Annotated in this window: 17 protein-coding genes; 13 read left to right on the forward strand and 4 right to left on the reverse strand. The window is 45.0% G+C overall.

Translation table 11 applies throughout. The features are described 5' to 3' along the window. Nucleotides 1-164 precede the first annotated feature (164 nt). The 8 genes from dinG to WQ57_RS12900 all read left to right on the forward strand — a co-directional run bounded on the left by dinG (nucleotide 165) and on the right by WQ57_RS12900 (nucleotide 8,579). Nucleotides 165-2,960, forward strand: a complete 2,796-nt coding sequence (gene dinG, locus WQ57_RS12870; protein ID WP_046524183.1) for an ATP-dependent DNA helicase DinG — start codon at nucleotides 165-167, stop codon at nucleotides 2,958-2,960. Nucleotides 2,961-3,177: 217 nt separating this feature from the next. After that, nucleotides 3,178-3,348: a YpmA family protein gene (locus WQ57_RS25905; protein WP_064537365.1), complete on the forward strand. Its 171-nt coding sequence runs from the start codon at nucleotides 3,178-3,180 to the stop codon at nucleotides 3,346-3,348. Between the two features lie 13 nt (nucleotides 3,349-3,361). After that, entirely contained in the window at nucleotides 3,362-3,847 is a 486-nt protein-coding gene (locus WQ57_RS12875; protein WP_046524184.1) for a cell wall elongation regulator TseB-like domain-containing protein, read from the forward strand. 34 nt (nucleotides 3,848-3,881) lie between these two features. Beyond that, nucleotides 3,882-5,072 carry a pyridoxal phosphate-dependent aminotransferase gene (locus WQ57_RS12880; RefSeq protein ID WP_046524264.1) on the forward strand — a complete coding sequence of 397 codons (1,191 nt, stop codon included), beginning with the start codon at nucleotides 3,882-3,884 and terminating at the stop codon, nucleotides 5,070-5,072. Between the two features lie 160 nt (nucleotides 5,073-5,232). Continuing rightward, on the forward strand, nucleotides 5,233-6,528 hold the full coding sequence (gene asnS / locus WQ57_RS12885; RefSeq protein WP_046524185.1) for an asparagine--tRNA ligase: 1,296 nt from the start codon (nucleotides 5,233-5,235) through the stop codon (nucleotides 6,526-6,528). Nucleotides 6,529-6,706: 178 nt separating this feature from the next. Then, nucleotides 6,707-7,414, forward strand: coding sequence for a DnaD domain-containing protein (locus tag WQ57_RS12890; RefSeq protein ID WP_046524186.1), 708 nt, complete (start codon nucleotides 6,707-6,709; stop codon nucleotides 7,412-7,414). Nucleotides 7,415-7,506: 92 nt separating this feature from the next. Next, the gene (gene nth / locus WQ57_RS12895; protein WP_046524187.1) at nucleotides 7,507-8,160 is read left to right on the forward strand and encodes an endonuclease III; all 654 of its coding nucleotides are present in this window, start codon (nucleotides 7,507-7,509) and stop codon (nucleotides 8,158-8,160) included. Beyond that, nucleotides 8,160-8,579, forward strand: coding sequence for a YpoC family protein (locus WQ57_RS12900; RefSeq protein WP_052948746.1), 420 nt, complete (start codon nucleotides 8,160-8,162; stop codon nucleotides 8,577-8,579). Before nth ends, WQ57_RS12900 begins: the two co-directional genes overlap by 1 nt. 17 nt (nucleotides 8,580-8,596) lie before the next feature. Here the strand turns inward: WQ57_RS12900 and WQ57_RS12905 are convergent, their stop codons facing one another. Both WQ57_RS12905 and recU read right to left on the reverse strand, forming a co-directional pair. After that, nucleotides 8,597-11,263 carry a transglycosylase domain-containing protein gene (locus WQ57_RS12905; protein WP_046524188.1) on the reverse strand — a complete coding sequence of 889 codons (2,667 nt, stop codon included), beginning with the start codon at nucleotides 11,261-11,263 and terminating at the stop codon, nucleotides 8,597-8,599. 40 nt (nucleotides 11,264-11,303) lie between these two features. After that, entirely contained in the window at nucleotides 11,304-11,918 is a 615-nt protein-coding gene (recU, locus tag WQ57_RS12910; RefSeq protein ID WP_046524189.1) for a Holliday junction resolvase RecU, read from the reverse strand. A gap of 112 nt (nucleotides 11,919-12,030) precedes the next feature. Between recU and WQ57_RS12915 the strand changes: the two genes are divergently transcribed. The 3 genes from WQ57_RS12915 (at nucleotide 12,031) to WQ57_RS12925 (ending at nucleotide 14,058) form a co-directional block, all read left to right on the forward strand. After that, the gene (locus WQ57_RS12915) at nucleotides 12,031-13,020 is read left to right on the forward strand and encodes a DUF2515 domain-containing protein (RefSeq protein WP_338151906.1); all 990 of its coding nucleotides are present in this window, start codon (nucleotides 12,031-12,033) and stop codon (nucleotides 13,018-13,020) included. 340 nt (nucleotides 13,021-13,360) lie between these two features. Beyond that, complete coding sequence (locus WQ57_RS12920) at nucleotides 13,361-13,627, forward strand: hypothetical protein (protein WP_046524191.1); 267 nt, start codon at nucleotides 13,361-13,363, stop codon at nucleotides 13,625-13,627. Between the two features lie 68 nt (nucleotides 13,628-13,695). After that, complete coding sequence (locus WQ57_RS12925; RefSeq protein ID WP_046524192.1) at nucleotides 13,696-14,058, forward strand: YppE family protein; 363 nt, start codon at nucleotides 13,696-13,698, stop codon at nucleotides 14,056-14,058. Between the two features lie 62 nt (nucleotides 14,059-14,120). Here WQ57_RS12925 and yppF read toward each other — a convergent pair whose 3' ends face one another. Further along, nucleotides 14,121-14,318 (reverse strand): YppF family protein, encoded by a 198-nt coding sequence (yppF, locus tag WQ57_RS12930; RefSeq protein WP_046524193.1) that lies wholly within the window; start codon nucleotides 14,316-14,318, stop codon nucleotides 14,121-14,123. A 190-nt stretch (nucleotides 14,319-14,508) separates the two neighbouring features. On the opposite strand from yppF, the gene WQ57_RS25910 reads away from it, so the two are divergent. Then, a complete protein-coding gene (locus tag WQ57_RS25910; RefSeq protein WP_046524194.1) occupies nucleotides 14,509-15,060 on the forward strand; it encodes a YppG family protein in 552 nt (183 codons plus the stop codon). A 77-nt stretch (nucleotides 15,061-15,137) separates the two neighbouring features. Here the strand turns inward: WQ57_RS25910 and WQ57_RS12940 are convergent, their stop codons facing one another. Next, nucleotides 15,138-15,830 (reverse strand): Crp/Fnr family transcriptional regulator, encoded by a 693-nt coding sequence (locus WQ57_RS12940; protein WP_046524195.1) that lies wholly within the window; start codon nucleotides 15,828-15,830, stop codon nucleotides 15,138-15,140. Nucleotides 15,831-16,021: 191 nt separating this feature from the next. Here WQ57_RS12940 and WQ57_RS12945 point away from each other — a divergent pair, with 191 nt between their 5' ends. Beyond that, the gene (locus tag WQ57_RS12945) at nucleotides 16,022-18,295 is read left to right on the forward strand and encodes a DEAD/DEAH box helicase (protein ID WP_046524196.1); all 2,274 of its coding nucleotides are present in this window, start codon (nucleotides 16,022-16,024) and stop codon (nucleotides 18,293-18,295) included. The last annotated feature ends 10 nt before the right edge of the window (nucleotides 18,296-18,305 follow it).

Consider the following 18,305-nt stretch of genomic DNA (forward strand, 5'->3'; position numbering starts at 1 on the left):
TGCCGGAAGCTTTTTCTTAAATCTTTTAATTCCGGTAGTTTGCCATTTCCCTTCATGGAGTAAATCATACGCAGAATTTTCAACTCGATGTTAGATTGAAATTGCTTTTTTCTTTCCTGATTTTATGATACCGTTGAATGACTGAATACCTGAGGTGTACAATAATGAGCAATAAATTTGTGGTCATTGACCTAGAAACAACAGGGAACTCCCCCAAAAAAGGAGACCGTATTATCCAGGTTGGTGCGGTTATCATTGAAGATGGAAAAATTACCGGAAAATATTCTTCGCTTGTCAATCCTGGCAAGTCCATCCCGGCTTTTATCGAAGAGCTGACTGGTATCAGCGATGAAATGGTAAAGGGTGCTCCTGCTTTTGCTGAAATTGCGGGAGATATTATTGAATTGCTCGAGGACGCCTTTTTCGTCGCCCATAATGTTTTTTTCGACCTTGGCTTTCTCCAGGAAGAGCTTCAGAAGGCTGGTTTCGATGGGTTTTTTGGCCAGATTCTCGACACGGTGGAACTGTCAAGGATCCTATATCCGACAGCAGATGGCTACAAGCTCTCGGATTTGGCTGCACAGGAGGGCATCGTTCATGACCGGCCCCACCAGGCTGACAGTGATGCGTATGTTACAGCCGAGCTTCTCCTAATCTTGCTGGAAAAGCTTGAGACATTTCCATATGCTACGCTAAAGAACCTTTGCAAACTTTCTGCAAGCCTGAAAAGTGATATCTATATGCTTCTTGAAGAAGTGCTTCTGCGAAAGGAACGAGCCATTGAGGAACTACCTCCCTGGCTTGAGGTTTATCGCGGAATAGCATTGAAGCGAGAACAAATGCAGGCAGCTTCCGATGAGTCAGGCGATTTTGACTATCCCCAGGACGATAAACAAAAACAGCAGCTGTTGGAAAAAGTGCTCCCTGGCTTTGAAATGAGAAAAGGCCAGATGGAAATGATGGATGAAGTCTTCCAGGCTTTAAACAATGACCAGCACGTGTTGATTGAGGCTGGTACAGGAATCGGCAAAACACTGGGGTATTTGGTGCCAGCTGGCTTTTTCTCAAAAATGAGCGGAGAAAAGGTTGTAGTCTCTACCTTTACCACTCAGCTGCAGCATCAGCTTCTAGCCAATGACCTGCCCCGGCTGCAGGCCCTGTTTGCTTTCCCTGTGAAGGCTGCCTTGCTAAAAGGACGGGACCATTACATAAATTTAGCCAAGTTCGAACTATCACTGTATGAGGATGACGACAATTATGACACCACACTGACCAAGATGCAGATCCTTGTGTGGCTCCTGGAAACGGAAACCGGTGACTATGATGAATTGAATCTGTCAAGCGGCGGAGTCATTTACTGGAACAAAGTAAAAAGCGGACCTGTCACCTTCATGCAGACTCATCATTGGCAAACGCGGGATTTTTACTTCAGGGCCCGCAAACAAGCAGAGAATGCCAGCCTGATCATTACGAACCACTCTATGCTGCTGACCGATATTGCTGCCGGAGAATCCGTTCTCCCGCCTTATAAGTATGTAATCATCGATGAAGCCCATCACTTTGAAAAAGCGGCAGGCAAGCACTTCGGGAATACTCTGGACTATATGTCTGTCAGGCTGATGCTGAACCAGCTGGGTATTTATGAGCAGGGACAGCTTTTTTTCAGGCTGGAGACCGTTTTGAACAAAACAGGTTCCAAGGCTGCCAAAGGTACTGCCGATACAATCAACGCCCTCATTTTAAACCTTCAGCAGGAGACCGACGACTTGTTTAAGGCAGCGAGCGTGCTTGCGCGGAATACAAACAGGCAGGCTGGCGCAAGCCGGATTCAGGTTACTTTTAATAGCAAAGGTGCATCAAAGGCAGAGCAGGCCCTAAGAGCCAGCGCTGAACGATTCCTGTTCATGCTGAGGGATTTGCTGCGAAGCCTGGAAGGCCGTCTTGAAGAAGTTCAGCACATTACTGGAAGAATCAGCCATGAAGACAAAGGATATCTGGAAGAGCTGGCTGTCCTGATGATGGACATGGAACGGACGCTGCGGATTGTCCGCTCACTCTTTATGGAACACAAAGCAAAAGACATTTGCTGGATTGAGACCGACCTTCGTGCCGTGCAAAACTTCACGACTATTTATGCCCGTTCAGCCAATGTGGCGGAACAATTAAAAAATCATTTTTTCAGCAGCAAAAAAAGTGTTGTATTGACCTCTGCGACGTTGTCGGTAAATCATTCGTTTACTTATGCAAAGCAGGAATTGGGCATCCAGGGGATGGCAGTGAGGGAAAAGATGATTCCTTCTCCGTTCCGCTATGACCAGCAGGTCCAGCTCATCATTCCAAGCGATCTTCCCGATATTAAAACAGTCAAGGAAATGGAATATACGGCTGCAATAGCAGGGCATATCATTTCCATAGCGGAAGCCACCCGTGGCAGGATGCTTATCTTGTTCACCTCGCATGACATGTTGAAAAAATCTTATGGATTAATAAAGGAAAGTGGCTTCCTGGAGGACTTTGTACTGATCGCCCAGGGAATCACGGCGGGAAGCAGGAGCAGGCTCACCCGGAGCTTTCAGCGATTTGAAAAGGCGATTTTATTTGGTACCAGCAGTTTCTGGGAAGGAGTCGATATTCCGGGTGAAGATTTATCCTGCCTAATTATTGTAAGGCTGCCATTTTCTCCTCCGGGCGACCCGATACATGAAGCTAAATGCGAGGAAATCATCGGGCGCGGCGGCAATCCTTTTACCGAGCTGTCGCTCCCGGAAGCCGTTTTACGGTTTAAACAGGGATTTGGCAGGCTGGTTAGAACATCGTCAGACAAGGGAATCGTGTTTGTCTTTGACAAGAGAATCATAACCAGCACCTATGGAAAGTCATTCCTGAAATCCATACCGAAAGTACCAGTAAAACAGGCATCTCTCGACGAAATCCTCCCGTTCATTGAAGAGTGGCTGTAGGGGCTGGCCGTAAAAAAACTGCGCATATCTGCGCAGCAATAGAAGTGTGTGGACCAGAATAATTTTAGTTGATTTTTCAGTAAACATTCGTATCTACAGAGAAAAACACCTGATATAATGGGTGTTATAAAAGATAGGGAATGGTTATTTATATTTTAGCCTCCCATTCGATTGTTATTAGTAACAAATTTTGTTGTTATGAAGGGGGAATACTTGGATGGAAAGCAAAATCGAAATCCTGTCTACAGTAAAACTGCAGGAAAGCCCAGACCTGTATAAAATCGTCGATGCACTTAACCGGACATTGAAGCATAAAGATTTAATGTTTGGCCTTGCGCTGGACCAGGAAGACAAAAATACAGCAATTTTTACGATTTATCGTACGTAAAGAAGTGGTTTCCGTGAAAAAGTGGATTATACTCAGCACATTATTTGTCATTGTATCAGGAGCCGCCGCAGCTTTGCTGTATTATAATGCAGTAAAGCCTCTTAGGACCGCTGAGGAAAAAGCGTTGGCCATTGCAAATGACGAGACGGACCTTTCCGGATTTCAGGATTTCCAGCTTTATAATGGCGAAGAGACCTATTATGTCCTTAAAGGCAGGGACGGTGATGAAGAAGAGGCCTTTGTCTGGATTTCCGAAGATGGTGAAAAAATCATCACAAAAAAGGCCTCTAGCGGTGTGAATAAGGAAGAAGCTGTCAAAACTGTTTATGGTGACAGGAAGCCGAAGGAAATTCTTGATGTGAGGCTGGGTATTACCATGCTGCAGAAAACAGTCCGGCCTGCCTGGGAAATTTTTTACCGTTCAGAGAATGACCGCCTTAATTATTACTACGTAGATTTTGAAACTGGTGAAAAACTGAGGGCGATTAATAATTTTTAATTAAAGAGATATGTAATGGAGGATGAAGATGAACATTCAGCTGGCAAAAAGAGTAGGTACGCTTACTCCATCCACAACCCTTGCAATAACTGCGAAGGCAAAGCAAATGAAGGCGGAAGGCTACGATGTGATCGGTCTTGGAGCGGGAGAGCCGGACTTTAATACACCACAGCATATTATTGATGCTGCCGTGGCATCCATGGAAGAAGGGCATACAAAATACACGCCATCAGGAGGACTTCCCGCTTTAAAGAAGGAAGTTGCAGCCAAATTAAAAAGGGACCAGGGCCTTGAGTATGGTGTAAAGGAAATAATTGTCACCAACGGAGCGAAACATGCTCTTTATACGTTATTCCAAGTGCTCTTGGATGAGGGAGATGAAGTCATTATCCCGACTCCATACTGGGTGAGCTATCCTGAGCAGGTCAAGCTTGCAGGAGGAGTTCCTGTTTATATCGAGGGTGCGGAAGCCAATAACTTTAAAGTTACACCTGACCAGCTTAAGCAGGCTGTCACCGAACAAACAAAGGCTGTCATTATTAATTCTCCTAGCAATCCAACAGGAATGATTTATTCAAAAGAGGAATTGAAAGCGCTCGGGGATGTTTGCATTGAAAAGGGAATTCTGATTATATCAGATGAAATTTACGAAAAACTTGTTTATGGCGGGCATAAACATGTGTCGGTTGCAGAAATTTCCGATAAGTTAAAAGAACGGACCATCATCATTAACGGAGTATCGAAATCCCACTCCATGACTGGCTGGCGAATCGGGTATGCCGCAGGCAACAGTGAAATTATCGGGGCAATGACCGACCTCGCGAGCCACAGTACGTCAAATCCTACTTCCAATGCACAATATGCCACTATTGCGGCCTATTCGGGAACTCAGGCTCCTGTTGAGGAAATGCGCACGGCTTTCGAAGAGAGGCTGAATATTATCCACCAGAAATTGGTGGACATCCCTGGCATAACTTGCATAAAGCCCCAGGGAGCCTTTTACCTTTTCCCGAATGTAAAAGATGCTGCTAAGCTGGCCGGCTGCAAGGATGTGGATGAATTTGTCGAAAAGCTTTTGACGGAAGCCCAGGTAGCCGTAGTACCGGGCTCGGGCTTTGGCTCTCCCGACAATATTCGTCTGTCTTACGCCACATCCCTTGAACTGCTTGAAGCTGCTGTCGAGCGTATCAGGGATTACATCCAATCCAAACAAAAACAGGCTTAGCAGGAAATCGGAGGGCCCGCATCCGGCCTTCCGCCTTTTTATGGATGGAGCGGATCTGTCCCCGCTTTCAAGGTTTACATGTTGTCCTGTATGCAAACCAAGGTTATAATTGAACACGTACATAACACCCAGTTTTGCTTAGTTTTGGAGGGAACAATCAGTGTATAAAACAACTATTTCGGAAGTTCATAAATATGTCGATCAGGAAGTCAGGATTGGAGTCTGGCTCGCAAACAAGCGCTCCAGCGGAAAAATCGCCTTCCTGCAGCTCCGGGACGGAACGGGCTTTATCCAGGGAGTCGTTGCTAAAAGTGATGTAGAGGAAGAAGTGTTCCAGCTGGCAAAGTCCATAACCCAGGAATCCTCCCTGTATGTTACGGGGAGCGTTCAAAAAGATGAAAGATCTCCACTTGGATATGAACTGCTCGTAAATGGCCTGGAAATCATCCACCAGGCAACCGATTACCCAATTACCCCAAAAGAACACGGAACCGAATTCCTGATGGACCACAGGCATCTTTGGCTGCGCTCCAAGCGCCAGCATGCCGTTATGAAGGTCAGGAATGAAATTATCCGTGCAACCTACGAGTTCTTTAACAATCAAGGATTCACAAAAGTCGATCCGCCAATCCTTACTGGAAGTTCTCCTGAAGGCGGGAGCGAACTTTTCCACACGAAATACTTCGAAGAAGATGCCTTTCTTTCCCAAAGCGGCCAGCTTCACCTTGAAGCGGCGGCAATGGCGCTGGGAAAAGTGTTTTCCTTCGGTCCGACATTCCGGGCAGAAAAATCCAAAACCCGCCGCCATCTGATTGAGTTTTGGATGATCGAACCGGAAATGGCCTTTTATGAACATGAGGATAGCCTAAAGGTCCAGGAAGAGTATGTTTCATACGTGGTTCAGTCTGTGCTGGAAAATTGCCAGATAGAATTGAAAACACTGGGACGCGATACTTCAAAGCTTGAAAACATCAAAGCGCCATTCCCGCGCATTACGTATGATGATGCAGTCAAGCTGCTTCATGAAAAAGGCTTTAATGATATCGAATGGGGCGATGATTTTGGAGCTCCCCATGAAACGGCGATAGCCGAGAGCTATGACAAACCTGTTTTCATCACGCATTACCCTACTGCACTTAAGGCTTTCTATATGCAGCCTGCGCCAGGACGCCCAGAGGTGGTTCTGTGCGCCGATCTGATCGCACCTGAAGGATATGGCGAAATTATCGGGGGATCAGAACGCATACATGACTACGATTTGTTGAAGCAGAGACTTGACGAACATAATCTGCCGATGGATGCCTATAAATGGTATCTGGAGCTTCGCCAATACGGTTCTGTGCCTCACTCGGGATTTGGACTTGGTCTCGAACGGACAGTAGCCTGGATTTCCGGAGTCGAGCATGTAAGGGAGACAATTCCTTTCCCTCGTCTTCTAAACAGGCTGTATCCATAAGAAGGTGGAGTTTGTCGCAGCCAGCCTAATCAGCTGTGGCCCCAAAGCGCCTATTCCATTCCAATGGTATAGGCGCTTCCCTTTTTCTGTCTATTAGAACTAATTCACATCTTTAATCTTTTTGTGCAGAGTTACTAGCCGGCAATGTTCGTGTTATACTAGAAATGAGGTGTCCGGTATGCAAAAAGCTGATTTTTTGGAATGGCTGCGGGAGGGAAGCATCAGTATCCCCGCCGCTTTACTAACAGAATATAAAAACATGCACTTGACTGAAAAAGAGCTCGTCCTGCTTCTTCAGGTGCTTCATTTCGCTGAAAAAGGAAATGAGTTTCCCACGCCTGCCGAGCTGTCCGGACGTATGGCTTCCAGCGCCTTTGACTGTACGGAGATGCTGCGAACCCTGATTCAGAAAGGCTTTATTGAAATTAAAGATGGCTTTTCGCCCGATGGAATACGGTTTGAAAAGTATTCCCTTGACCCATTCTGGGAAAAATTGATCGACCGCTTCCTGCAAAGCAGAAAACAGGAACGGGTACATGCCAGGCAAGTGGAAGAGACGGATTTATATACATGCTTTGAAGAAGAGTTTGGGAGACCGCTTTCCCCGTTTGAATGTGAAACACTTGCGATGTGGATGGATGATGATCATCACGATCCGCTTATTATCAAAGCCGCACTGCGTGAAGCCGTCATATCAGGCAAACTGAACTTTCGCTACATTGACCGCATTCTGTTTGAGTGGAAACGCAATGGGATCAGGACAATTGAACAGGCCAAAAGCCATGGCCGGAAGTTCAGGCAGCATCAGGGACAGCAAAGGAAAATGGAAAACGAAACAAATGTCCAGCCCAAGCCAGTCCCATTTTACAATTGGCTTGAGCAGTAAACGTGGCATAAAACCAATCAGAGGCAACGAGGGAATCGTTTCCTCATTTTTTTATGTATGGTTAAAAAATTTCATTATGACAGGTGGAGACGATGTTAAACAAGAAAGAAATTCGTTATTGTCTGGATGAAATGGGACGGATGTTCCCGGAAGCTCACTGCGAGCTGAATCATTCTAATCCATTCGAACTGGTCATAGCTGTGGCGTTGTCGGCACAGTGTACAGATGCACTGGTCAATAAAGTAACTAAAAACCTGTTCCAAAAGTATAAGACCCCCGAAGACTATCTAAGCGTCCCTCTTGAAGAACTTCAAAATGACATAAGGTCCATTGGTCTGTTTCGCAATAAAGCAAAAAATATTCAAAAGCTTTGTTTTATGCTGATCCATGAATACGGAGGCATTGTCCCCAATGACCGTGATGAATTGACCAAACTCCCTGGTGTAGGGCGTAAAACCGCTAATGTTGTTGTATCTGTAGCTTATGAAGTCCCTGCGATTGCAGTTGATACGCATGTGGAGCGGGTCAGCAAGCGGCTTGGCTTTTGCCGGTGGAAGGACTCTGTCCTTGAGGTGGAGAAAACGCTTATGAAGAAGGTGCCAAAAGAAGAATGGTCGGTTACCCACCATCGAATGATTTTCTTTGGGAGATACCATTGCAAGGCACAGAATCCCCAATGCGAGATATGTCCTTTGCTGGAATTGTGCAGGGAAGGAAAGAAACGGATGAAGGGGAAGGAAAAGTAGTGAAAAGTTGGGCAGAAAGCTATAATGGGGAAAAAGAAGTTCATCCATGGGAAAAGCCTGAAAAATACATTCCAATGCTGTTAAACGAATGGGAAAAGCTTAAGGAAGAAATTGGCCAGGGCCATTCTGTTCGTGATTCGATTAAAGCATCTGGAGCGATGGAGCAGGGTATAGACCTTTTTTTGAAGTTCGTGTACTGGTCCAATCGAATGCCGGTAAGTCTCCCATTGGAAAATTTGAAAACCTTAGGTGCAAAGCCTGTGAACGTAGAAGAGAGACTCAAGTTTATCATGGGCAGGCCGGGGCTTTATCATTCTTACATCCAACTGTCGGAATTAATGAATGAACAGCATAAGCAGTTTGCCAGGTCCACGCTTACATTTCACAACGGTACACAAAAAACCGCCCAGGAACCATAAGTTCCGGGCGGTTTTTTTTAGGTGCCATTTCCATTGTTGCCTGTATCGTTACCTGTGCTGCCGCCTGTGCCGTTTCCATTGCTGTTTCCGTTTTCGGTGGCAGGGGTTTCTGTTGGTGTTTCTGTTTCTGTTTCTGTTTCTGTTTCGTCGGTTCCATCTGGTTCATCCTGGTTGTTGCCAGTTTCACTCTCGTTTTCTTGATTATTGTCTTGCTCTTTTTCTTTCTCTTTCTCTTTTTCTTTTTCTTTGTCTGCATCTTTGTCTTTCTCTGCTTCTTTAGATCCTTCTTCAGCTTCAGGTCCCTCTTCTTCCGGAACAGCAGAAGGATCCGGTATTTGGATGCTGGTGCTTGCGGGGTCGCTTCGCTGGTCACCGCGGATGGCGGTTACCTTGAAGGTGTAAGTGCCGCCAGGAGAAGGATTGGCAATCTTCAAACCTGTTTCAGCTGTCGATTTCAACAGCTGTTCACCGCCGGAATCAAGGGAAGCACTTACTTCAAAACTTACCCCGCCCTGGGCTTTGTGTCCCCAGGTCAGAATGATTTCGTTGGTGGTTTCGTCGTATTTGGCGTTCAATTTATTCGGCGCATCCAGCTTTTCGAATTTCTTCGATGTTTCAGCAGGTACATGGCCCTTAACGGCATATTCATACAGAATTTGGTCCTTTGGCGTGTACTCGCTGGCTAGTTTTGCAGGGATGGTCCCTCTTTCAATCGCTACCCTCACAACACTGTTTGGTGTGGTAAAGTCAGGTGTATCGATATTTTTGGAGACCTCCTGAATGATGTTTTTAAACAGGATCTGCGGTATTTTTTGCTGATATCCATCCGCCAGGAGGGCATTCTCTTTTGTTTCATATCCAGTCCAAATGGCAGCTGTATATCTGCTAGTGTAGCCTACAAACCATGAGTCCGGTACAGCTCCATCAGGAATGTTCCATTTGCTTATTTGTTCGGAATCATAATTCGTTGTTCCCGTTTTTCCGGCTACGGGGAGGTGGGGGATATTTGCCATGCCACCTGTTCCGTATGGAGAACTGACCGCGCTCTTTAACATGTCTGTAATCATAAAAGCAGTGTAATCCTTCATTGCTACTACTGATTCAGGTGTCATGTCGATTTCCGTCTTATCCCGGAGGACAATTTTTTTGACAGCATAAGGTTCTGTATAAAAACCGTTATTGCCGAATGCTGCATAGGCTCCCGCCATTTTTAGCGGAGACATCTCATAAGCACCAAGGGCTGCGGATTCGGTAATCGGATCAGGAAGGAATTCACCCAGTCCAAGGCCATCCGCGAAATCCCGGGCGTTATCGAGTCCGGCCGCCTGCAGGGCTTGAAGTGCAGGAATATTTCTGGACTTTGCCAAAGCTGTCCGCATCGTCATCGTTCCTTCATAACGATTATTCCAGTTATTAATCGGCGTACCATTCGAATACTGATAAGGTTTATCTTCGAGCATATGGTAAGTACCCCAATTGAGGTGCTCAATGGCCGGTCCATAGTCGAGAATCGGCTTGATTGTCGAGCCAGTTTGACGCTTAAGGTCGGTGGCGTAATTCCACTCACGTGCACCTTTCTGGTTTCGTCCGCCTCCAATGGCACGGATTTCCCCAGTCTGGGTGTCGAGAAGGGCAACACCAGCTTGTATCTGTTCGTTTGGATAGTTAATAATATCATTCGTATTTAGGGCATTCTCAACATAAGTCTGGGCATCGGGATCCAAGGTTGTATAAATTTCCAGTCCGTCGGAAAAGATATCAAAATCACCCTGCTGTTCGACTTCATCTATAACGCGGTCGACAAAGGCGTCGAATTCTTTTTCTTTCCGTTTTTCACGGTCTTCCTCTGCAATAAGGCTCGATGTAACCGGTATTGCAATTGCTTCCTTCATTTCCTGTTCTGAGATAAACCCATGCTGGTGCATCAGCCTTAAAACCGTGTTGCGCCGTTTTTCCGCTTTATCAGGGAAATTGAAAGGGTTATAGTTGTTCGGGCTTTGCGGCATGCCGGCAAGCAGGGCAGCTTCATGCAGTTCAACTTCCTGCAATGGCTTTCCGAAATAAATTTTTGAGGCTGTGGCGATTCCATGGCTATTTTCGGACATGAAGATTTTATTCACATACATTTCAAATATTTCTTCTTTTGTATACTTCTGCTCCAGCTGGAAAGCGAGCCAGGCTTCCTTGGCTTTCCGGTCAAGTGTTTTATCAAAGGACAAAAAGTAATTTTTCACAACCTGCTGTGTAATGGTGCTGGCGCCTTCTGCTCCAAACCCATCGGTGATATTGGCAAGCACGGCTCCGCCCAGGCGGATGGGGTCAATTCCATTATGTTGGTAGAATCGGACGTCCTCCGTGGCGATGACAGCATCCTTAACAACCTGTGGTATATCTTCAAAGGCAATATAGTCCCTGTTTTCCGAACCTACTTCTCTTACAAGTTCACCATTCATGTCGTAGATTTTTGAAGAAATTGGATCCTTCAGCATAGACTCATCAAGTTTGGGGGTATCCTTGACCATAAATGCAAAGGTTGCTGCACCGGCCAGCAGGCCGACAATCCCAAAAATCACGAGTCCAAGAAATATCTTTTTAAATAATCCTTTTGTGGATTTCTTTTCACTAGGCTTACGTTTGCTGCTCTGTTTACGGCGTTCCTCTCTTGTTTGAGGCTTATCTGCCATTTATATTTACCTTCCTTTCTAAAACATCGGAAAAATAAGCTTAACTAAGATTATAAAGATAATCTATAATCCGTAGATAGTCAATCCTTGGATGCAGCCCTATAGGAATGCGGTGGCCAAACATTTCCACTTCTTTTTTGGTTATGGATTTACGGCCGCCGTCCTGCATTCTCCTCCAAAAACCAAGAAGATGTCCTGCCTCAAGCAGGTAGACTTCTTCAAGGGATGTAAAACGTACAATCACAAAGCAGATCCCACTATGCTGGAGAACGGCTTCCATATGGCGAATTTGGTGTTCATGAAAGTTTTTTAATGGAAAAGAGGTCGCGAACTTTGTTTCCTTGGCCTCGAAATCAATGTACTTTCCTTTATAGACGCCATTATAGTCCGTAGTGGAGGCCTGTTTAAAATAGGCCTCCTTAATCACGGCTGCACTTCTTTTGGGGTAATCGACATGGACAATCTGGACTGGCGTGGGTTTCTTGTGAATGACAGCCATTTGCTGTTCCAAATAGTAAGCATTTGTTTCATTTAAATCTTCTTCAAGCGTCATCCCCCTGTTGCTGTATGCAAAATTTTTTCCTTGGCTCTTTTTTTGGGGAGCGTCTGTATTTTTGGGAATATAACGTTTCCCATTGGGATAATGGAAATTCATATATGGCACCTCGCAAACTACTTACCTATCATACCAAATCTTCCTCATATGTTGTTGAATAAAAAGCCCTAAATGAACTCACGCTAATAGGAAAAAGGCAGGAGGCTGGATAGTGATAGTACCAAGGAAAATATGGAAATCAACTAGCGAGGAAGACCTTCTTCTTCAAATCCGCCTCGAGACCAACAGGTTCAATATCGACAATATCTCGCGAACGGCTGCATATTTCGACTATTACCTAAAGCACCCCGATATGATTTGGGCGTTCCTGGCGAGCATGGTGTCACGGAATGGCGGCTATAATATGTGCGACCTTGAAGGGGAATGGTTTCCCAAAATCCTTGAGCCCCATGTATTGAGGATGCTTTTCCTGACTTATGAGCGTGCCAATTGGACCATTTTTTATGATGCCTATCCCCAATTGCTTTTATATCATTATTCGACGAAAATAGGGCGCCCAATGTTTCACCTATTGCCCATTCTGAATGTTTCTTCTTTTATGGAGAGGGAGTGGTGGAATTATTGGAAGACGAGGGATAAAAAGAGGCTTATGATTGCCCTTATTGTGAACGAACAGAATGTCATACATGATTCCGTCATTGAGCATCATTTGTATCAGAAAAAAGTTTTTAATACTGTGATGTTCATGTTTCAGGATCTTTTGCATTTCAGCTCGGTGATTCTTCCAACCAGAAGGGGGATCCTTTATGGTGCCAGTGTGAACGGGTTTAAGTCTGTTCATAAACGAATCAACCTTGGCAAGAGGATTGCCGATATTTTGTTTCATCCGGATCTGTATCCCGGGTTTATTGATTTTGCACTCACAACGGAACATACGGGATCAAGACATGATTATGAACGGTACTTGCCTATGTCCAAAAAACGGGATACACCTTTTTTAAGAGCTGCTTTTCCTATTGTCAGCCATCATTATAGGAGGCAGGAAGACTGGTATAACAATAGAAGCTTTAAAAGCAGGTGGATGGAGCAGGAAGTTCAGCATAGGCACTCCATTGAGCTTACGGAGTGGTTCCTGGAGAAACAGAAGCAGTTCCATAAGCTGATCACTCTAAAGGAAATGACTTTGGATGGATGGGATTAGGGCTTTTTGAACCTTTTCCATAAAAAGAAGCAAGGGGCATCCCCTTGCTTCTTCAGGTTGATGGACGATCCGGCCCTTCCAGCTTTTTGTCTCCGTAACCGGTTTTGCGCTCTTCCATTTGTTTCTGCTCTTGTTTATTGTCCTTTTCCTCGTTTTTCAATGCTAACACCTCCGCTTGTTATTTTGTTCAAAACCCAGTATTTAATGCAGGAAGATTTCTGTCGAACAAACAGGTATTCCATATTCTTTGGCGAATACGTTCTAGTTTTGTCAAGTGCAGAGGAGTGGGGCAGCGGAGGGCGAATACTGTACATAACAAGTTCCGAAAGGGGTTACGCATATGAAAGCAGAAGGGCTGGAAAAAGAGGAAATTTTGATCATGCTGGCGGAATTGAACGATCGGCTTGTGGAACTGGAATATGATTTGCACTCCTCAATTGAAGGATTCAAAACACAATGGCATGAAACCCAGGAAGCCCGGTATGAACAATGCGGGAAAAAACTGGCTGGCCTTGAAAAAAGCATGCTGTCTTTAGAGGAGGAGAGCAAAGGAATCGCCTTGGCTTATCCGGGAAATAAAGTTCCAAAGCTTGAACTGGGCTATTAAACAAAATAAAATATATAACATCATTATAAAGTAGCCAAAGGCTGCTTTTATTTTTTGGAGGCTTAGATATGCATGGAAACCATAGGTTAAAAGAGCTTACTGAATTGATGTTACACTACAGCGGGTTTATCATGAACAGATTTGAACAGGCAAAGGGAACAGGGGAAAAAGGAGATTTTTTTGAGGAGGTAAAACCTTTTGCAGATGAAGTGAGGGTAAGGGCAGGCGAATGGAAAGCCGAGACGCTAGTCTGGCTTGAGCAAAACCCTCAGAGAAACCTTCATCCAAAACAGATTGATGCAACGGCCGACAATATTGAGATGGTATCCATTCAAGCCTTTTTCCCAGAAACGAGCAGGAAGAGATTCATGGGACATATCCAGTCCATTGACTATGTACTGCAATCGCTTTTGGATCTTATTAAGAAATAAGGGCAGAGTGCCATAAAAAAAGAAAGTACCCTGGAATAGGGTACTCCTGCCTCAGCAGTGTATCAGGAATTTTGATGAGCATTTTCCGGAGTATTGGCTGCTCCCCTTAGCTCCAGCTCACGAACGAGTATACGGTAATCACTGAAGGAAATTTCGTTATGGACATAGGCCTTTTTGGCGAAGTCCAGCAAGTCATTCGCATGTTCAGGTGTGTGGTTCCTAACCTGGATAAACTTCAATGTCAGTTCGTGAACGTTCATGTATTTTCCCTCCCTATATTTCATCATTATTTTAACATGGTTTGCAAAGCTTCTTTTATTTTCCAAATATTGAGATTTCAGACATCATTCTTCACGTTTAGACAAATAATGAAGAGATTTCCAACTGAATCACTCTTTGGGCAAATGCATCATAAGATGCTGTAGCGAAAAAATGAAGAGGAGGTTTTTCATGTTTGGCAGGAAACAGAAGTTGCCATATCCTATCATCTATCCATATGCACCCCCTCCAGTATCCTTTCCTTCTGGCAATGGATACAGAAACTTACAGCCATCTCAACCGTATTATCATTATCAGCATCCTGGCTATCATCCATATATGGCAGGCGGAGGCACGATGAATCATCAGAACATGCCTTTTGCTCCACAAGGGCCCATGGGCATCGCGATGGGGCAGTGGCAGGGGGGGAGCCATCCTTACGCCGACACACAGAATGTTGCGCAAATGCTTTTTGATAACCCGCTGCAGCCGCCACAAAATCCTTCACCATATGGAGGGTTTTTGCCCGGAGGCCAACAGCCGCTTGCCAGCTTGCATCCTTATCCGCAGAATGCCTTTTTGCCCAAACAGACAGGCGGGTTCCAATCGGTCATGAATTCCTTTAAAAATCAGGAAGGGACACTGGATGTCAATAAGATGCTCGATACCGCAGGGCAGATGATGAATGCGGTAACCCAGGTCTCTTCAATGGTAAAAGGTCTAGGGGGAATATTAAAAGTATAGAAACAAGACATACTATATAATTTGTAATTTGCAAAAAGCCGCTGTCCAGAAGATAGACAGCGGCTTTTCCTTTAGCATTATAGCAACTCTTCCAGCAGAACTTGAGGGTCCAGTATCAGGCTCCCTTTATCGTCTGTTTCGATCAGGTTTTCCTTTTTCATTTTGGTCAGCGTACGGCTGACTGTTTCACGGGTCGTGCCAATCATATTGGCCAGATCCTTGTTGGTGAACTCCGCTTTTAAACAAACCTTTCCGTCCTCTTGTTGGCTCCCGTGTTTGGATGCAAGCCTGATTAACAGCTTTATGATTTGCTCATACGTATTGTTAAGGATTTGTTCTTCAAGCCGTTCTTGCAGATCAACGATTTTTTCGCCCAGCACCTTGAATACTTTAATGCTCAATTGCGGATTTTCAATCAGTACACGCTCAAAATGGGAGATTGGAATGGTGATGAGAGCTGAAGGTTCAAGCACTTCTGCATATGCAGGATATCCACCCTTGCGAAAGAAACCTACATGAGGAAACATTTCTCCCCCTTTTAAAATATTCACTATTTGTTCCCGGCCATTCACATCGCTTCTGTAAATCTTCACTTTTCCTTTATGAATAAAATACACATTTTCAATGGGGTCTCCCTGAAGAAAAACGTGGCTGTTTTTCTGCCATTCCCTGGAAATGGAGATGTCGGCGATTTTGGAAATCTCCATTTGGTCCAAGTCGCGGAATAAAGAATAGCTGGAGAGAAACTGTTCGATTTGATATTTGTTCATTGTGTCCACCTCTCAATAAACAATGCTTCTTTCCCTATTGTAACAAAAAAATGATCCACAGGAGTTGAAAGGTTGATTTTGAGTCTGGAAAAGAAATATCACGTCATGGAAAAAAATACAGTCACGAATTTTCTTTTAGTTCTTTTTGAACGAACGCTTATTCGCTAAAATAGAATTATTGAGGTGAAGATATGAAATTCCGGAACGATTTACACGATATCATTCAATATTTGAAGATTGACGATAGTGCCAAGGAAAATATCATCCATTGGGAAACCATTGAGGCGAAGGAGGCCAGGACTTCCCTGCTGCCAGCAGACATCAGCCCATTGTTGAGGGAAGCTCTTCAGAAACGAGGTATAAACGAGCTCTACACTCATCAAAAAACGGCTTATGAGAGCGTAGAGAAGGGTGACAGCATTGTGGCGGTCACACCAACGGCTTCAGGGAAAACTTTATGCTATAACCTCCCAGTCCTGCAGGAAATTATTAAGGACCCAAAAGCAAGGGCATTGTATATGTTTCCGACAAAAGCACTGGCACAGGACCAGAAAAGCGAAATCAATGAACTGATTCAGGAAGCAGGGCTTAATATAAACAGCTATACATATGACGGCGACACTCCTGCCAATATCAGGCAAAAGGTGAGGAAGGCCGGACATATTGTGATAACGAACCCGGATATGCTGCATTCCGCCATTTTACCGCATCATACAAAATGGGTATCCCTGTTTGAGAATCTTAAGTTCGTAGTAATTGATGAGCTCCATATTTATCGGGGCGTGTTTGGCAGCCATGTTGCCAATGTTATCAGAAGGCTCAGGAGGATCTGCCAATACTACGGCAGTGACCCCATTTTTATCTGTACATCGGCAACCATTGCCAACCCGCTCGAGCTAGCTGAACACCTGACAGAAAAGAAAATGAAGCTGATTGACAATAATGGGGCGCCTTCCGGAAGGAAGCATTTTATTTTTTACAATCCGCCAATTGTCAATAAACCTCTTAATATACGGAGGAGCGCTACATTGGAAACCCGGTGGCTTGCGGGAGAGTTTCTGAAAAATAAAATCCAGACGATTGTTTTTGCCAGAAGCAGGGTCAGAGTTGAAATCTTGCTTACTTACCTTCAGGAGCTAGTTAAGCATAAACTGGGGCCAAAAGCGATCCGCGGTTATAGAGGCGGATATCTTCCTACAGAGCGGAGGGAAATTGAAAAAGGGCTGAGATCTGGGGAAATTTATGGGGTTGTCAGTACAAATGCCCTTGAACTCGGTGTTGATATCGGCCAGTTGCAGGTCTGCATCATGAATGGATATCCCGGCACGATTGCAAGTTCATGGCAGCAGGCAGGGAGGGCAGGCAGAAGGCATGGGGAAGCAGTTGTAATCATGGTGGCCAGCTCTAGCCCGCTTGATCAATATATCATCCAGCATCCAGATTACTTTTTTGCCAGAAGCCCTGAAACAGCCAGAATCAATCCGGACAATTTGATTATCCTGATTGACCATTTGAAATGTGCTGCCTACGAACTTCCTTTCAATAAAGGGGAACGTTTTGGCAATGCCGAAGTGGAAGAGATTCTTGAATATTTGACCGAAGAACGGATCCTTCACCAAAATGGGGAGAGATGGTATTGGATGAATGACGCCTTCCCGGCGCATAATATCTCGCTTCGATCTGCTTCACAGGAAAATGTGGTCATCATAGATCAATCGGATGTGGCGAACGTCCGTGTAATCGGCGAAATGGACACCTTTTCTGCGATGACTCTGCTGCATGAGGAGGCTATCTATTTGCATCAGGGAATTCAGTACCAGGTGGAAATGCTGGACTGGGAGGAGAAAAAAGCTTTCGTCAGGGAGGTATCCGTTGACTACTTTACTGATGCCAATCTTGCTGTCCAGCTGAACGTTCTCGAAGAAGACAAACTTCGCTCTCTCGGCAGTACAGTCCTGGGGTATGGAGATGTCAGTGTCCGTGCAATGGCTACTATCTTTAAAAAGATAAAATTTGAAACACATGAAAACATTGGGTCGGGCCCAATCTATCTTCCGGAAGAAGAGCTGCATACCAACTCAGCCTGGATTTCATTGAAAAGGGAGTTATATGAATTCGGAGATGATAGGCTTGAGCAGGGGCTTATTGGGGCAGCACAGGCATTGAAACATATTGTTCCTTTATTTGTGATGTGCGACCCGCAGGATGTCCACGTTGTTCCGCAGGTGAAAGCCACCCATAATGAGCAGCCGACCATATTCTTTTATGACCGTTATCCAGGGGGGATAGGCCTGAGTGAAAAAGTCTACCACTTAATGGAAGATATTCTGGCTGAGGCGAAGCGGATGGTAGGGGGGTGCAGTTGTCAATCCGGCTGCCCATCCTGCATAGGAACTGACACATCCGCAGAAACGGCAAAAAAAGATGTGCTGAAAATGATAGATTTGTTCACGAAAGCTGGCTAAAGAGGTGATA

The organism is Mesobacillus campisalis (assembly GCF_000986785.1).
In the GTDB taxonomy this organism is placed as follows: domain Bacteria; phylum Bacillota; class Bacilli; order Bacillales; family Cytobacillaceae; genus Mesobacillus_B; species Mesobacillus_B campisalis.